Source organism: Arthrobacter sp. K4-10C, assembly GCF_059090085.1.
In genome coordinates this window covers 99,930-115,392 of sequence record NZ_JBNHFI010000004.1, presented here as the reverse complement: position 1 = coordinate 115,392, position 15,463 = coordinate 99,930, and the positions used below count along the sequence as shown (strand labels likewise).

At 66.2% G+C, this 15,463-nt stretch carries 15 protein-coding genes; 8 read left to right on the top strand and 7 right to left on the bottom strand.

All coding sequences use genetic code 11. From position 1 onward, the window contains the following. Positions 1 to 10 precede the first annotated feature (10 nt). The 3 genes from AC5RUU_RS06750 to AC5RUU_RS06740 form a co-directional block, all read right to left on the bottom strand. Complete coding sequence (locus tag AC5RUU_RS06750) at positions 11 to 1,102, bottom strand: hypothetical protein (RefSeq protein ID WP_493974441.1); 1,092 nt, start codon at positions 1,100 to 1,102, stop codon at positions 11 to 13. A gap of 145 nt (positions 1,103 to 1,247) precedes the next feature. Next, a complete protein-coding gene (locus tag AC5RUU_RS06745; protein WP_493974440.1) occupies positions 1,248 to 2,381 on the bottom strand; it encodes an ABC transporter permease in 1,134 nt (377 codons plus the stop codon). Next, positions 2,378 to 3,343, bottom strand: a complete 966-nt coding sequence (locus tag AC5RUU_RS06740; protein ID WP_493974439.1) for an ABC transporter ATP-binding protein — start codon at positions 3,341 to 3,343, stop codon at positions 2,378 to 2,380. Before AC5RUU_RS06740 ends, AC5RUU_RS06745 begins: the two co-directional genes overlap by 4 nt. A gap of 211 nt (positions 3,344 to 3,554) precedes the next feature. On the opposite strand from AC5RUU_RS06740, the gene AC5RUU_RS06735 reads away from it, so the two are divergent. Then, on the top strand, positions 3,555 to 4,913 hold the full coding sequence (locus tag AC5RUU_RS06735) for an aspartate kinase (RefSeq protein ID WP_493974438.1): 1,359 nt from the start codon (positions 3,555 to 3,557) through the stop codon (positions 4,911 to 4,913). A gap of 101 nt (positions 4,914 to 5,014) precedes the next feature. Here the strand turns inward: AC5RUU_RS06735 and AC5RUU_RS06730 are convergent, their stop codons facing one another. Further along, positions 5,015 to 5,230 carry a hypothetical protein gene (locus AC5RUU_RS06730; protein ID WP_493974437.1) on the bottom strand — a complete coding sequence of 72 codons (216 nt, stop codon included), beginning with the start codon at positions 5,228 to 5,230 and terminating at the stop codon, positions 5,015 to 5,017. 163 nt (positions 5,231 to 5,393) lie between these two features. Continuing rightward, on the bottom strand, positions 5,394 to 5,636 hold the full coding sequence (locus tag AC5RUU_RS06725; RefSeq protein WP_493974436.1) for a hypothetical protein: 243 nt from the start codon (positions 5,634 to 5,636) through the stop codon (positions 5,394 to 5,396). A 77-nt stretch (positions 5,637 to 5,713) separates the two neighbouring features. On the opposite strand from AC5RUU_RS06725, the gene AC5RUU_RS06720 reads away from it, so the two are divergent. The 4 genes from AC5RUU_RS06720 (at position 5,714) to AC5RUU_RS06705 (ending at position 8,084) form a co-directional block, all read left to right on the top strand. Beyond that, on the top strand, positions 5,714 to 6,181 hold the full coding sequence (locus tag AC5RUU_RS06720; protein WP_493974435.1) for a MarR family winged helix-turn-helix transcriptional regulator: 468 nt from the start codon (positions 5,714 to 5,716) through the stop codon (positions 6,179 to 6,181). A 97-nt stretch (positions 6,182 to 6,278) separates the two neighbouring features. Further along, positions 6,279 to 6,842, top strand: coding sequence for an SSI family serine proteinase inhibitor (locus tag AC5RUU_RS06715; protein ID WP_493974434.1), 564 nt, complete (start codon positions 6,279 to 6,281; stop codon positions 6,840 to 6,842). Beyond that, positions 6,811 to 7,752 carry a 3-methyladenine DNA glycosylase gene (locus tag AC5RUU_RS06710; protein ID WP_493974433.1) on the top strand — a complete coding sequence of 314 codons (942 nt, stop codon included), beginning with the start codon at positions 6,811 to 6,813 and terminating at the stop codon, positions 7,750 to 7,752. The genes AC5RUU_RS06715 and AC5RUU_RS06710 overlap by 32 nt, the downstream gene beginning before the upstream one ends. Continuing rightward, entirely contained in the window at positions 7,749 to 8,084 is a 336-nt protein-coding gene (locus AC5RUU_RS06705) for a serine protease inhibitor (protein WP_493974432.1), read from the top strand. The genes AC5RUU_RS06710 and AC5RUU_RS06705 overlap by 4 nt, the downstream gene beginning before the upstream one ends. Positions 8,085 to 8,153: 69 nt before the next feature. On the opposite strand, the gene AC5RUU_RS06700 is transcribed toward AC5RUU_RS06705, so the two are convergent. Both AC5RUU_RS06700 and AC5RUU_RS06695 read right to left on the bottom strand, forming a co-directional pair. After that, positions 8,154 to 11,300, bottom strand: coding sequence for a S8 family serine peptidase (locus tag AC5RUU_RS06700; protein WP_493974431.1), 3,147 nt, complete (start codon positions 11,298 to 11,300; stop codon positions 8,154 to 8,156). A 266-nt stretch (positions 11,301 to 11,566) separates the two neighbouring features. Then, positions 11,567 to 11,752 carry a hypothetical protein gene (locus AC5RUU_RS06695; RefSeq protein ID WP_493974430.1) on the bottom strand — a complete coding sequence of 62 codons (186 nt, stop codon included), beginning with the start codon at positions 11,750 to 11,752 and terminating at the stop codon, positions 11,567 to 11,569. A 283-nt stretch (positions 11,753 to 12,035) separates the two neighbouring features. Between AC5RUU_RS06695 and purS the strand changes: the two genes are divergently transcribed. Genes purS through purL form a run of 3 tightly spaced genes read left to right on the top strand, consistent with a single transcriptional unit; the run spans position 12,036 to position 15,380 of the window. After that, complete coding sequence (gene purS, locus AC5RUU_RS06690) at positions 12,036 to 12,287, top strand: phosphoribosylformylglycinamidine synthase subunit PurS (RefSeq protein ID WP_050056479.1); 252 nt, start codon at positions 12,036 to 12,038, stop codon at positions 12,285 to 12,287. Between the two features lies 1 nt (position 12,288). Beyond that, a complete protein-coding gene (purQ, locus tag AC5RUU_RS06685) occupies positions 12,289 to 13,074 on the top strand; it encodes a phosphoribosylformylglycinamidine synthase subunit PurQ (RefSeq protein ID WP_493974429.1) in 786 nt (261 codons plus the stop codon). Then, on the top strand, positions 13,071 to 15,380 hold the full coding sequence (gene purL, locus AC5RUU_RS06680) for a phosphoribosylformylglycinamidine synthase subunit PurL (RefSeq protein WP_493974428.1): 2,310 nt from the start codon (positions 13,071 to 13,073) through the stop codon (positions 15,378 to 15,380). The genes purQ and purL overlap by 4 nt, the downstream gene beginning before the upstream one ends. Positions 15,381 to 15,463 lie beyond the last annotated feature (83 nt).

Below are 15,463 nucleotides of genomic sequence, written 5' to 3'. Positions count from 1 at the left end.
TGTGCGGCCCTTAGGGTAGATTCCGGCGACGGACCGCAGCCACCTGCGCGGCCGCCAGCAGCGCGCCCGCCACGGCTGCCTGCAGAAGGAGGCCCACCGCGGCCAAGGGCATGCGTGGGGTATCGGGGCTTCGCGGTTCACCGTTGACGCATGCCACCCGGGTCCCATCCGCCGCTTCCTGCAGTGCCGCGGAAAGCCACCCCAGGAGTTCAGCGCCGGCGCCTGGCTGCCCGGCCAGCATCACAAACACCACGCTCGGGCTTGTCGTGGCCAGCCAGGTGATCCGTTCCGTCCTGTACACCTCGGTCATCCCTGCCGTAATGCTCGTGCACTCATAGGCGATGGGAGTTCCGTCCGGCGCCCGTTGCACATTCATGGCCACTGTCACCGGTTCCTCGCTGCGCACCGCGGGGACCAGGAGGGACCCGGCGGCAATGGTGCCCGCAACCAGGACCAAGGCCAGCGCCCACCCGGCCAGGCGCATCCGGACAGCGTGGCGTCCCAGTGCTGCCACCGCCACCCCCATGCCGCCAAAAAGGACGCTCTCCACGGCGGCCACCCCAGCCGATATGGCAGCCACGGTTCCGGGTTGTCCGGCTGCCGCCGCCTGCAGCAGCAGCGTCAGCAGGATGAGCAGCGCGAATACCAGGCTCCGCAAGCCACTGGCGAGCACTGGCGTGAGGAGGCCGCGCCCCGCGTCCGTGCCCGCACCCGCCTTTCCGGAAGCAGCCATCCCCCAGTGAACCGAGGTGAAAGCGGCGGTGGCCGGGAGCAGCAACGACGCCAGCATGTACGTGAGCACGGGGACGGGCAGCCAGTCAGCTGAATCCCCGCCGGTTCCGGGCAGGAGCACCAGGCCCGCAACTACACTCCAGGTGGCACACAAAGCCCCCATGGCGACGGCCCAGAACCGCAAGGTCCTCACGCCTGCACTCCAGTCTGCTGCCGCCGCTAGCAGCTCCGCCCGGAAGCCGGGTCCGTGGCGGCGGCCGCCGTCGTCGTCGTCATCTTCAGGCGGCAGCCACTCACCTGGCCGTGGCCCTATCGGCTCGAAGTAGGGCTCGTAGTGGGAATCCGCAGAGACGTGCTGGTCATCGGTCATGGGAGCCCCGCCTTTCCAAGGACAGCCCCAGCCCCGGTTGTGGCCGGGAGGTACCGGCCACCGAAGTTTCAACTGCCTCAATCGTGGTCCAGCCGGGTGGCCCTGTCCAGCACCCGCCTGCGCGGTGGCCCCATCGGCTACGCCGCTAGGCGATGCGCGTACCCCTGGCCAGCCGGTGGGCCGGGGTCCGGAGCGCACGCCAGCCAAGCCACATCAGCAGCCCTGAGAGCATCAGCTGAAGGCCCAGCCCCAGTGGCCACAGCGGTGTCTTTTGCCCGAGATAGGTGGGCTGGACGGTGCCGTTGGCGCACGGATAGGTACCCTCGGGGCCGGCCAGCGCATAGCGGGCACCCTGGCTGATGCCTTCGATGGCACCCGAGGTGGGGAAGCCATGCTGCAGGGTGCGGTCCGGGTAGGGGATGGCGTCTGCCACCACCACGTAGGGGTTCATCGCGAGCAGCCAGGCCACACGCTCAGTGCGTGTCGCAGGTTGCTCCCGCAGCGGGCCGACGCAGGTGTATTCCGGCTGCACCGGTCCGTTGGCAAGCGGCTCGTATGCCCGGTACTGGGCATTGTTCGCCATGACGGTTCCCTGCGAGAGCCCGCTGCCCAGCCCGAAAGCGATCAGCGTTCCCACCGCCAATCCGGCCACCGCAAGGTAGGTCACTACGATGGAAAACAGCGGCCGGTTGGCCAGGGCCGAAATGCCAACACCCAGGGCGCACACCACCCCCACCTCCACGGCAAGCATCAGCAGCGACACCAGGACGTGACCCGGCGTCAAGCCGCCGAGCGCCACCCCGATCACCAGGAACGGGATGCTGGCCACGAGAAACGCCAGGGCTGCCAGCCAGGCTGCAAAGAACTTCCCCCACAGGATCTGCCCGGGTTCCAGCAGCGTCACCTGGAGGATGGCAAGCGTTCCGCCGGCACGGTCGCCGTTCACTGCGTTGGCCGACAAGGCCGGCGCCACCAGCAAGGCGAACAGGAGGACGAACGCCAGCACCACTTCGAAGATCATCGAGCCCGGGCCGGCGGATTCCGGCGGGATGTAGCCGCCGTAGGCCCGTTGGGCTGCCTGGGAGGCATTCCAGCTGGCCCACGTCAGCCATGTCACAAGCGCTGTCAGCACGAACCAGATGGCAAGCATGATGTACCAGCCGCGTGAGCGCAGCCGCTGTTTCAGTTCGAGGGCCACCACATGGCCAATGCCTGCCAGGTAGGCTCCGGCGTGGCCGGATAGGGACGATTCCTGCCGGTGCCCGGCCAGCGTGCTCATTGCCGCTCCCCCTCGAGGTTCATGTATGTCTCTTCCAGTGCTCCCGACGCCGGGGCAAACGAAGTGATTCCGACGCCGGCAAGCACCAGGTCGCGCAGGAGCCGCTCCGCATCGCCGTCGTTGAGAAGCAGGAGGCTTACCCCAGGCCGGCGCCCGTCCTCCTGCCGGAACACCAGCCCCAGCTCGGTGAGTCTGGCCGCGAGCGACGTCATGTCCGAGGCCGAGATGGCGTACCGCCGGCCGGCCGCCGCGGCCTCCTCGGTGGTCTGCTGCCGGACTGTCCTCCCCTTGTTCACGAAGACAGCACCGTCCGCGATCTCGTCAAGTTCACTGAGGACGTGGGAGGAAACCACCACTGCCTTGCCCTCCGCCGCCAACTGCCGGAGCATGGTCCGCAGCTCGACACGGGAACCCGGATCCAGCCCCGAGGCCGGCTCATCCAGGAGCAGGACGGAGGGATCGTGGATCAGTGCCCGTGCCAGGCTGAGCCTCTGCTGCTGGCCCCGTGACAACACCCGGGCAGGCTGGTCGGCAAGCTCGGACAGCCGGACCCGTTCAAGCATGCCTGCCACCCGCTGCCCGACCCCGGATGCCGGGAGCCGGTAGAAGCGGGCCATTTGGGTCAGGATTTCGCGCGCGGTCAGCGATTCCCAGACGCCAAGGGTGTCCGGCATCCAGCCGAGCCGGCTCCGGACTTCTGCCCGGTGCCGGGCCGGATCGAGCCCGCCCACGCTGATGGTGCCCGCGTCCGGGGCAAGCAGTGAGGCAAGCATCAGCAGGAGGGTGGTCTTGCCCGCTCCGTTCGGGCCAATGAGCGCCGTAACCTTGCCGGCCGGGGCGTGGAAGTCCATATCCTCGACGGCGCGCACCGGGCCGAAGCTGCGGCTGACCGCCCGGGCCGTTATCCCGGCGTCGGAGTCCCGCCCGTCCGGTTCTTTCGATGTTTCCGGCACTATCGCCATTTTTTGCGCCCCTGTCCCCCACAGTTTTTGAGCATTCCGACCCCTTGAGCGTACGCCCGCCGCCCGTTCCCAATGCTCCTCCTGCGGGCTGAGATTCGGTCACAATTCAACGCCGCGCTGCGGGCGGCGATAAACTGTCCAGGGAAAGTCGCGCCGTCAGGCGTCAGGCTGCCTGGCCTCTAGATCTCCACAACCCGATGAAGGTACGCGCATGAGTTCGCCCACTACCGAAGTGCACAACGCAACGCAGCAGCAAGGGCTGCCCACCGGCAGTGCGGTGACCAAACAGCTCATCGTGCAAAAGTTCGGCGGCTCCTCCGTGGCGGACGCCGACGGCATCAAGCGCGTGGCCAAGCGCGTGGTTGACGCGCAGGAAGCCGGCAACGAAGTGGTGGTGGTGGTGTCCGCCATGGGTGACACCACCGATGAGCTCCTGGACCTCGCAGCGCAGGTGACCGATTCCGCTCCTGCCCGCGAGATGGACATGCTGCTGTCCGCCGGTGAGCGCATTTCCATGGCGCTGCTGGCCATGGCCATCGACAAGCTCGGCGCCTCGGCCCAGTCCTTCACGGGTTCCCAGGCCGGCATGATCACCGACGGCATCCACGGCAAGGCCCGGATCATCGACGTCGATCCGCACCGCATCCGCACGGCCCTCGACAAGGGAAACATCGCCATCGTGGCGGGCTTCCAGGGCATGAGCCGCGCCACCAACGAGATCACCACACTGGGCCGCGGCGGTTCCGACACCACAGCCGTGGCACTGGCAGCAGCACTCGAGGCCGATGTCTGCGAAATCTACACGGACGTGGACGGCGTTTACACGGCCGACCCCCGGGTTGTCCCCTCAGCACAGAAGATCGACACCATCTCCAGCGAGGAAATGCTCGAACTTGCAGCGTCCGGGGCTAAAATCCTGCACCTCCGCTGCGTGGAATACGCCCGCAGGTTCGGTGTCCCGCTGCACGTCCGTTCCTCATTCAGCCAGCATGAAGGCACCTGGGTCATCCCCAGCGCCGAAGACAAGATCACCACTCAAGAGGGAGTTGCCTTGGAGCAGCCAATCATCTCCGGCGTTGCACACGACCGTTCCGAAGCCAAGGTCACCGTTGTAGGCGTACCGGACATCCCCGGCAAGGCCGCGGCAATCTTCCAGGTCATCGCCGACGCCCACTCGAACATCGACATGATCGTGCAGAACGTGTCCACGCACGGCACGGGCCGCACCGACATTTCGTTCACGCTGCCCATCGTCGAAGGTGCCGATGCCTTGGCCGCCTTGCACGCAGCGCAGGACCAGATTGGCTTTGAAAGCATCGAATACAACGAGCAGATCGGCAAGCTTTCGCTCATCGGCGCGGGCATGCGGTCACACCCCGGTGTTTCCGCCACGTTCTTCAAGGCGCTGTCCGACGCCGGCATCAACATCAACATGATCTCCACGTCGGAAATCCGTATCTCGGTGGTCACCCACGCGGACCTGCTGGACGAAGCGGTGCGCGTGATCCACAAGGCTTTCGACCTCGATGCAGACAACGAAGCCACCGTGTACGGCGGAACCGGCCGCTAAGCCCGGACCGTCCGCTGCCACAAAAAGCCGGGCTGCCTTCCGTTCGTACGGAGGGCAGCCCGGCTTTCTGGTTGGCCAAAGGAAGTTGGTTGCGGGCAGGGTCAGGTTTCCCGCTCAAGGTCCTCGCGGCGGACAGCGTAGTGATGGCCGGATGAATCGGTTTCGACCACGAAGTGCGAGAGTTCCTCCTCGGAGGCCTGCTCAAACGCATCGTGTTTGTGCACCACCGGCGAATCGGCGTCCAGCCGGCTGGCAGGTCCAAAGATGAAACGGAGCCTGTCTGTCGCGTTGACGAACCCGCTGACTACACGAGCCACTGTTTTCCACCCCCTTCCCGATTTTCAGGGCAAAGAGCTGCTGCCTCCTGCGGGAGCCAGTGCCCCCATTTTACGCCCGGGGCCCGAAAATGGAGCCGGCTGAGGGCCGGACAGCGCCGGGAAAGGGGCCTGAAGCACGGGCTGGTGAGTCAGGCCTGGAAGCTCAGCGGAGGGATTTGTCATCCCGGTTCCTGGGAACCACGTACGTGCTGCCGTCCGGCCGCGTAAGGGTTTCCCACTGCTGGCTCTCGGCCTGGCGCTGGACCAGCAGCCTGCGGTTCTCCTCCGTCATGTCGTGGACGAGGGAGGAGCGGTTGGCCGGACCGAAGATGGCCCTCAGCTTGCCGGTGGCCCTCATGAACCGCTGCGAAGCGTTGCCCTTGTCTTCCCGTTTCCCCTTGGCCATGCCAGGCTCCTTCCACTGCCACTGATTCCTCCAATCAAGTGTACGCTAATGGTTAGTGCACTAATAATTGGAGACTAATGGAAACCGCACCCAGCCTGGACTCGCGCCAGGATGACGACCTGCTCCTGGAACACCAGCTATGCTTCGCGCTCACGGTCGCGGCGCGCAGTGTGGTGGGGGCGTACAAGCCCGTCCTGGAGAAGCTGAACCTGACCCATCCGCAGTACCTGGTGATGCTGAGCCTGTGGGAAACCAGCCCCAGGACGGTCCGCAACATCAGCGAAGCCCTGGCCCAGGAACCTGCCACCATTTCGCCGCTGCTCCGGCGGCTCGAAACCGCCGGTTACATCACCCGACGGCGGGCGGACGGCAACGAACGGGCCCTTGCCGTCGAACTTACGCCGAAAGGCGCGGCGTTGAGGCAGCAGGCATTGCAGGTTCCCGGAACCATGATGGAACGGCTCGGGCTGACCCGAAGCCAGGTCAGTGATCTGCATGCATCCATGATGGCGCTCATTGCGGCCACCTCGGGAAGCAGTTCCTAGCGGCGGCGCTCCCGCCACAGCCTCCTGCGGGGAGAAGCGGGGCCCAGCGGAAGGACGCCGTGTTGCAGCTAGAATCGAAGGGTGAAAGAGGGCGGTCATGCGTAAACTGCGGCTGCAGCTGGCAGTGCTGGCAAGTGCTACGGTCCTGATGTCGTCGTGCTCCCCCACACCGGACGGCGGCGGACCAGCCACGTCGCCGGCGCAGCCCGCCTCGCAGTCCGCGACGCCGACAGGGACGCCCGAACCGTCACCCGACACGGAGACCTCCGTTCCGGCACCGGCCCCTGAAACTTCCGCGCCATCGGCGGGGCCCGGCCGGGGCGACGCCGAACTGGCCATCACTGTCTTACCCGCTGAAGGCGAGCCCGCGGTAAACCACACCCTGGTTTGCGAAGCGGGCATTCCGGCCGCCGAAAGCAGCCACCCCGCCGCCGAGGCCGCCTGTGCCGCGCTGAAAGAGAACGCAGCGCTGTTGAGCCCGTCAGGCCGCGGGACGGCGCAGGCATGCACGGAGCAGTACGGCGGACCGCAAACGGCCACTGTGACCGGCGTGGTGGACGGCGTCCCCGTGGAAGCGGAATTCGCACGCACCAACGGCTGCGAAATCAGCGCCTGGGATGCCGCGAAGGATGTACTGGGTGCCGCCGGTGGAGCAGCTTAGGCTGCTGGCGGCGGACGAATGGCGGGCGCTGGAGGAGGCCCACCAGCAGCGCGTCAGCCGCTACGCGGATCCCTACGTGGCCCGGCGTTCCGCCGGGCAGAAGCACCCTGTTGAGGACTTCCTCTTCACTTACTACACGCAGAAACCCGGGCAGTTGCGGCGCTGGCATCCAGGCGCCGGAGCCGTCCTGCTGGATGGCCCAGCGGCAGCCCGCAGCGCGTGGAAACACTACCGGACGCTCGACGACGGCGAACTCGCCTCCCTGGGGTTGCCTGCAGGCAGTACGGCAGTCACCGTTGACCGGGCTGCCTTCCTCGCTGACCGCAAAGACGCGGTGGTGTTCGCTGGAATCATCCTGAGGGGCACTGCGGCGCGCCCGGCACAGTTCGGCTGCTTCGGCCTGCACGAATGGGCAATGGTCTACCACCAGGACAGGTTCGACCTGCGCCACGAGTACCTCCGATTGCGCCTTGGGCCTGCCGGCACGGACAAGGTGGTGGAGGAGAACCGGATCCGGTGCACGCACTTTGACGCATTCCGCTTCTACACCCCGGACGCCACGCCTCTCAACGAGTTTGCACCCAGCCGAGAGAGCCAGCGGCACATGGAACAGCCGGGCTGCCTGCACGCCAACATGGACCTGTACAAGTGGGCCTACAAGCTGCTCCCGCTGCTTCCAAGCGAACTGGTGATGGATTGCTTTGAACTGTCCTGGCGCATCCGGGCAATGGACATGCAGGCCTCCCCTTACGACCTTGCCGAGTGGGGCTACCCTGCAATCCCCATCGAAACGCCGCAGGGCAAGGCCACCTACGTGGAGCACCAGCGTTCCTTCGCCGCCGAAGCGGCGGTGCTGCGGGAGAGGCTGGCGCTGGAACTTGCCGCGGTGTCGTCGGCGGGGCCGGAATGATCGACCTGACCATCAGGCTCAAGGAAGACCCTGCCGCCGTCGAGTACATATTCCGGTTGAAAGCCGAGGACGGGGCCCTGTCCAGTGACACCACACTGCCCGATCCGCAAGCAGCCCTCGCGGCAGTGCAGCAGTTCGGTGAGCAGGTTTTCTTTCCTCCGGCGGGACCTCCAAAAGTCTGCACCCAGCAGTACGGCGGGCCGCAGGTTGCCGTAGTGACCGGAACCTTCCATGGCCGCCACGTGGAATCGGTGTTCACCCGCACGGACGGTTGTGAGATCTCCCGGTGGAACACCATGGCATCCCTGCTGGGCGGGGGCCGCTCCACCTGAGTTCGCTGCAGCAAAAGACCCCGGCGGCTGGTACCGCCGGGGTCATCCTGCCCTTCGAAGCTGAACTGGTCAGCCCGCCGGCAGAGCCTGGGCAAGGGCTATGGGGGCGGCGCCGACCGGCCCGGTGGCAGAGGGCGCCGTGGGGGAGGGCGCGCCCACCTGGACATTAACCCAGGTCCGGATGCCGTTCTCCCCCAGGCTCAGGCGCGCGGCGTACGATCCCTCCACGAATACTGTCCAGGACACCGTGGCCGAAGTGGCAGTGCCGTTCGGGGCCACGACGGGATTTGGGTCAACCGTGAGGTTGCCAGCGTCACCGCTGAAAGTGACCGCCTCGACTGATGCGGTGGCCGCCCCGTTGTTTGGGGCGGAGTACAGGTTGGCCACAACGTAGTACGTCCCGGCGCGGGGAGACTCAAGGTCCAGGAACTCGCTGGCGGAAGCCGTGGCCACCTGGGTGGCCGTCAACCCGCCGGAACCGTTCGGTGCGTACACCACCATGTCCCAGTCGACGTTGTCGGACGCGGCCTGGATGCCCAGGCGGGCAAACGAGGCACCCCCGGGAACCGTCACTTGCAGGAGGGCATTGTGTGCGTCATTGACAGGTGCATATTCACCGGGCGTCTTGGTGATGGCCGTCTTGCTCAGGGGTGCCAGGCCCTCCACGCCCACAGCGATGGGCTTGTCCGAGCCGGAGACCAGTTCCATGGTGCCGCTGCCGTTGCCGGCGGCTGAGCCAAAGGAGAACGACGGTACAATGTGCGCATCAACCGGGCGGATGGCGATTGGCGAGCTCACGGTGCGCGGGCCCTTCCAGGTCAACGTTCCGGTGCTGAATTTGCCGACAGGTGCACTGACGTTCCGGATGGTCAGGGTTACTTCCCGCGCTTGCCCTGCCTTGGCGAAGTTCAGCACATTAGGTTCCACCTGGACACTGAATCCCGGCATGGTGACTTCCGGGCGGTACATGCCCGGCACCAGGGCGGTCAGCTGGCGCTTGACCTGGACCTCGCCCACCAGGCTGCCCAGCGCAACGGACGGCAGGTTGAGGTCGCGGGCAGCTATGGTCCCGGCCTGCGGCGCGCCGGTGTCCACACCCTGTCCGTTGAGGAAGCCCAGCCAGTCCTTGATACCCGAGTTGTACACAAGCCCCGGATCGAGCACGCGGGTGGAGTCGACGTGGCCCGAGCCGCCGTGGAACGGATCGGTGTTTGCCGAGCCGTCCGGGTTGACCAGCGGGTAGGCCGTCGTCATCATCGCGGACTTCACCGCCGCAGGACTCCAGGCGGGCTGCTTGCTGAGCACCAGGGCACCGAAACCTGCGATGTGGGGAGCCGCCATGGACGTGCCGGACATGAAGCCAAACTGGTCACCGTCGTTGCCTATGGTTGAGACGCCGGCCAGTACGTTGACGCCAGGGGCTGTGATGTCCGGCTTCAGCAGGTCACCGCTCGACGCAAGGGTTGGGCCGCGGGATGAAAACCCGGCAATCTGCGGCGCCGGGACCGGCGGTTCGCCTGTCAGGTCCCCTTTCACCAGGCTGACCGACAGCGAAGGGTTCGCCTCGAGCTGTGACTTCAATTCCAGGCTCCTGGGGGCATTGACGTGGACGGTGGGGAGCACATGGTTGTCCGCATCCTCCGAGCTGCCCGTGAGGTTTACCAGGATCATGCCCACGCCACCCTTGTCCTGGACTTCCTGGCTCTTGGCTGTCCGGTCCACGACGCCCCGGTCGCATACCACTACCTTGCCTGCGACTTTCGCCGCGTCAAGGGAGCCCGGAGCGCAGAGGTTGGCGTTGGTTGCTCCCGCTGCTGCTGCAGCTGCGGCGAGTACCGCCGGCTTATCAGCCACCTCCGCCTTCATGATTGACGCACCGCGATACAGCGACCCCTCCGATACCTTCACCGTTCCCAGCAGGTCGCTGGGGAAGGTGGATGCTGCCACTGTCGTCAGCCACGGTGAAGCATGGTTGACCGTGGAGACAGTGGGGCCGGAGTTGCCAGCGGAGGCGGACACGAAGACGCCCGCGGCTGCAGCATTCAGGAAGGCCAGCGCCACAGGATCGGTGGTGCTGTTGTTGTTGCCGGAGATGGAGTAGTTCAGGACGTCCACGCCATCCTTGACCGCCGCTTCCACCGCTTCGACGGAAGCGGACGAGTAGCAGCCGCCGGTGTCGGGATTGGTGTCCTCCCAGCAGACTTTGTAGACGGCGACCTTGGCGGCCGGTGCCACGCCTGAGCTCTTGCCGAAGCCGGCGCCGTCGATGATTTGTTCCACGTTGGCGATCCCGGCCGCGGTGGTGGCAGTGTGGGTGCCATGGCTGCCTACATCCACCGGTGAGATCAGTTCTTCGGGTGCCCTGTTCTCGGGGGCGACGTACTCCAGGAAGGAGTCCGCAAAGTAGCGCGCTCCGATGACCTTCGAGTTGCACAACGACCCATCGAAGGCTGCGCCCGTCCCCTCGCCCTTTTGGCACTCGCCTTCGAACGTGGTGCCGTCGGCTTTCAGCATGGCGATATTGCCCCCGGCGGTACGGTAGGGAACCCCCACCTGCGCGGCACCCTGCAGCGGCTGCACCGGCTCCCCCTGCAGGAAGGGGTTGTCCGGTGCGTAACCGGAGTCGATGACTCCCACTACCACGCCTTTGCCGGCATTGGCTTCACCGCCGAACTGCTTCGCCCAGGTGCCGTCCGGACCGGTGAGCTTGAGGAAATCGGTGGTGGTGTAATCCGGGGCGTTTTCCACGTCCGGTGCCACCGCCAGGACGCGGCTGTCCTTTGCGAGTGCAGTGGCCTGCGCCGCGGTGAGCTGTGCGCTGAACCCGTTGAGGGCTGCCGTGTATTGCTTGGCTGGAGTGACCCCCTGGCTCGCAGCCACATCGCGCTGCTGCTTGCGCAGGTGCGCATCGTAGGCCTTGTAGTTGGGGCTGGAGGCGTCGAGCTTCCTGCCCTCCTGGGGCTTCGTTGCCCCAAAGCCGGCGGTTTCCCCTTCATAGGCAGCTGCTGCGGCACCTGTGAGCACCACGATGTAACGGCCGTCTTTGAACTGTCCAGCCTCCGGGCTGATGGCGGACGTCGCCGCGTCCTGGCTGTCCGGCGCCGCGGTAGCGGGGGCCATGGCCAGTGACGTCAGGAGAAGCGGCAGCCCGGCAGCAACGGCCGCCGCCTTCCGGAACCCCCGGCCCCGAAAGGGGCTTCTTCCAGTTGATCTCACGTGCAACCCTTCCACGATGTACCCGACCCAGCCATTGGGCGGGCCAGAAACGACTGGCTTGGCACATCTATTTACAGATCTTGTAAATAGATGAGACCAGGCGGTTCAAACAGTACAGAGTGGTAGTCAAATATGACATAGGGTGCAAAGGGAAATTATTGCTTGTAACAGGAAGTTGCCACAGGGAGGTGCTGGCTGGCGAAAACGGGCACAAAAAAGAGCATCCCGAAGGACGCCCTGGCAAACTGCGGTGGGAGCCGGGCCAGCTACTGCCGCGGCGTCCGGACCACGTCGCTGATCCACTGACGGGTCTTCTCGTCAACGGGCCCGGCCACGCGGTTTTCCCGCGCAAGGCGGTCCGCTTTCAGCTTCTGCAGGACCATCCTGCCCAATCCGGCGAACACGGCCGCGGCGACTACCGGTAAAAGGACGGACTTCGATTTCTCAGCCATCCAGCAATCCTAGTGAAGCCGCTTCTGCAACTCCAGAACCGCTGGAAGAGAACTCCGCAAAACCCGGCAACTGCAGGGGACGGGGCCCCGAATCCGCGGAATACAGGCAGGCCGGTTCCGGCCGGTAGAATGATAAGGCAAGCTCGCGGAGCGCCCGTCCTCACCGTTGTTCAAGGCAGTTGTTCAAGGCAGTTGACCACCACGCCCCTCAACACCCCGGTACGGCGTGAGACGGCACCACTCCGCTGCGCCATTACCCAAGCTCACGCACAGGAGTTACCGGATGCCCCGGATCGTTGTTGACGTCATGCCCAAGCCCGAGATTCTGGACCCCCAGGGGAAGGCGATCGTTGGCGCTCTCCCCCGGCTGGGCTTCACCAGCTTCAGCTCTGTCCGCCAGGGCAAGCGTTTTGAACTGACAGTTGACGGCGAGGTGACCGAGGACATCCTGGCCCAGGCCCGCGATGCCGCAGCCACCCTCCTCTCCAACCCCGTGATCGAGGACGTCGTCAACGTCGAGGTCGTCGAGGCCTGACATGACTGAACTTCCCCTGATCGGCGAAGCCGTTGCGGTCGCGCCCGACGCTTCCGGTGCCCGCGGGCTCGCTGGTGCCCGCATCGGCGTCGTCACTTTCCCCGGGACGCTCGATGACCGGGACGCAGCCCGCGCCGTCCGCCTCGCCGGCGGCACCGCCGTCGAACTGTGGCACGGCGACACCGAACTTGGTGACGTGGACGCCGTCGTTATTCCCGGCGGCTTCTCCTACGGCGACTACCTGCGCGCCGGCGCCATCGCCCGCTTCGCCCCGCTGATGTCCAGGATCATCGATGCCGCCACCAGCGACGCCAAGCTTCCCGTCCTCGGAATCTGCAACGGCTTCCAGATCCTCACCGAATCGCACCTGCTGCCGGGCTCGATGATCAAGAACGACCACCTGAAATTCCTGTGCCGGGACCAGGTGCTGCGCGTGGAAAACAACGCCACTGCCTGGACGGTGGATTACCAGGCCGGGCAGGAGATCACCATCCCGCTGAAGAACCAGGACGGCCAGTACATCGCGGACGAAAAAACCCTCGACGCGCTGGAGGCTGAGGGCCGCGTAGTGTTCCGCTACGTGGGCTTCAACCCGAACGGGTCCCGCCGCGACATCGCCGGCATCTCCAACGCCGCCGGCAACGTGGTGGGCCTCATGCCGCACCCCGAGCACGCCACCGAACAGGGCTTCGGCCCTGAATCGCTGGACGGCATCGGTGGTTCCGACACCGACGGCCTCGGTTTCTTCACCTCCGTATTGACCAAGATTGTGGGAGGCGACAAGTGAGCATCGACACCACCAAGAAGTTCAACATCGACACCGTCGAGAACGCCGCCAAGACCCCGGATACCGACCTGCCCTGGGCTGAGCTGGGCCTGAAGCAAAACGAGTTCGACGAGATCGTCAAGGTCCTGGGCCGCCGCCCCACCGGCGCCGAGCTGGCCATGTACTCGGTCATGTGGAGCGAGCACTGCTCCTACAAGTCCTCCAAGAACCACCTGCGCCAGTTCGGCCAGAAGGTCACGGAGGAAATGAAGAAGGACATGCTGGTGGGTATCGGCGAGAACGCCGGCGTCACCAATCTTGGGGACGGCTGGGCCGTAACCTTCAAGATCGAATCGCACAACTCGCCGTCGTTCGTCGAGCCCTACCAGGGCGCCGCGACCGGCATCGGCGGCATTGTCCGCGACATCATCTCCATGGGCGCGCGCCCGGTGGCAGTGATGGACCCGCTGCGTTTCGGCGCCATCGACCACCCGGACACGGCCCGCGTCATGCATGGTGCCGTTGCCGGTATTGGCGGCTACGGCAACTCACTGGGCCTGCCGAACATCGGCGGCGAAATGGTGTTCGACTCCGTCTACCAAGGCAACCCGCTGGTCAACGCCCTCGCCGTCGGCGTCATGCGCCACGAGGACATCCGCCTGGCCAACGCCTCGGGCAAGGGCAACAAGGTGGTCCTGTTCGGTGCACGCACCGGCGGCGACGGCATCGGCGGCGCCTCCGTGCTGGCCTCCGAATCGTTCGACGACACCAAGCCGTCCAAGCGTCCCGCCGTCCAGGTGGGCGACCCCTTCGCCGAGAAGGTCCTGATCGAGTGCTGCCTTGAACTGTTCAAGGGCTCCCTCGTGGAGGGCATCCAGGACCTCGGGGCTGCGGGTATCTCCTGCGCCACCTCGGAGCTTGCCTCCAACGGCGACGGCGGCATGCAGGTTGAGCTGACCTCCGTCCTGCTGCGCGACCCCACCCTGACCCCGGGCGAGATCCTGATGTCAGAGTCACAGGAACGCATGATGGCCGTCGTGACGCCGGAGAACGTGGAAGCGTTCGAGGGTGTGATGGACAAGTGGGCCGTGGAGTACTCCTGGCTGGGTGAGGTGACGGACACCGGCCGCCTCATCATCACCTGGGAAGGCGAGGTGATTGTCGACGTCGATCCCCGCACGGTGGCGCACGACGGACCGGTCTACGACCGTCCGTACGCCCGCCCCCAGTGGCAGGACGGCGTGCAGGCCGACACCTTCACCGGTTCCGTTCAGGACGCCGGCCGGCCCGCCGCTCCCGCCGAGCTGGCCGCGGCTGTAACCGAGCTCGTGGCATCGCCGAACATGTGCTCCAAATCCTGGATCACCGACCAGTACGACCGGTACGTGGGCGGCAACACCGCCATGGCGTTCCCGGACGACGCCGGTGTGGTGCGCGTGGACGAGGAAACCGGCCTGGGCGTTGCCCTGGCCACCGACGCCAACGGCCGCTACACCTACCTGGACCCGTACCACGGCGCCCAGCTGGCGCTGGCCGAGGCCTACCGCAACGTCGCCACCTCCGGCGCGGTTCCGATGGCCGTCAGCGACTGCCTCAACTTCGGTTCGCCCGAGGACCCGGACGTCATGTGGCAGCTGGCCGAGGCCATCCGCGGCCTGTCCGACGCCTGCATGGTGCTGGGCATCCCGGTCACCGGCGGCAACGTCTCGCTGTACAACCAGACGGGCACCACGCCCATCCACCCCTCCCCCGTGGTGGCAGTCCTGGGCAAGCTCGACGACGTCGCCCGCCGCACGCCGTCGGGCTGGCGCGAGGACGGCCAGGCCATCTACCTGCTGGGCACCACCGCTGCCGAGCTGGACGGTTCCGAATGGGCGAACCTGCGCGGCCACCTGGGCGGCCAGCCGCCGAAGGTGGACCTCGACGCCGAACGTGCTTTGGGCGAGATCCTGATCAACGCCTCGCGTGATGGCATGATCGACTCCGCCCACGACCTGTCCGAAGGCGGCCTTGCCGCTGCCCTGGTGGAATCTTCGCTGCGCTACGGCGTGGGCGCCAGGATTGCGCTGCAGGACGTCATGGACCGGGACGGCGTGGATCTGTTCACGGCGCTCTTCTCCGAGTCCCAAGGCCGCGCAGTCGTGGGCGTTCCGCGTTCGGAGGAAGTCCGCTTCACCGACATGTGCACTGCCCGCGGCTTCGCCCACACCCGCATCGGCGTGGTGGATGCAGCGAGCGGCACCCTGGAGATCAACGGCGTGGACAGCCTGTCCCTCGACGCCCTCCGTGAAGCGCACGAGGGGACGCTGCCGAAGTACTTCGGCTGAGCGCCACTTGCCGGATCCCGCGGCGGATCCGGACAATCGCCCCTGGCCAAGGGTGCGAACGTCCGGAACCGCCGCGGTTCGGC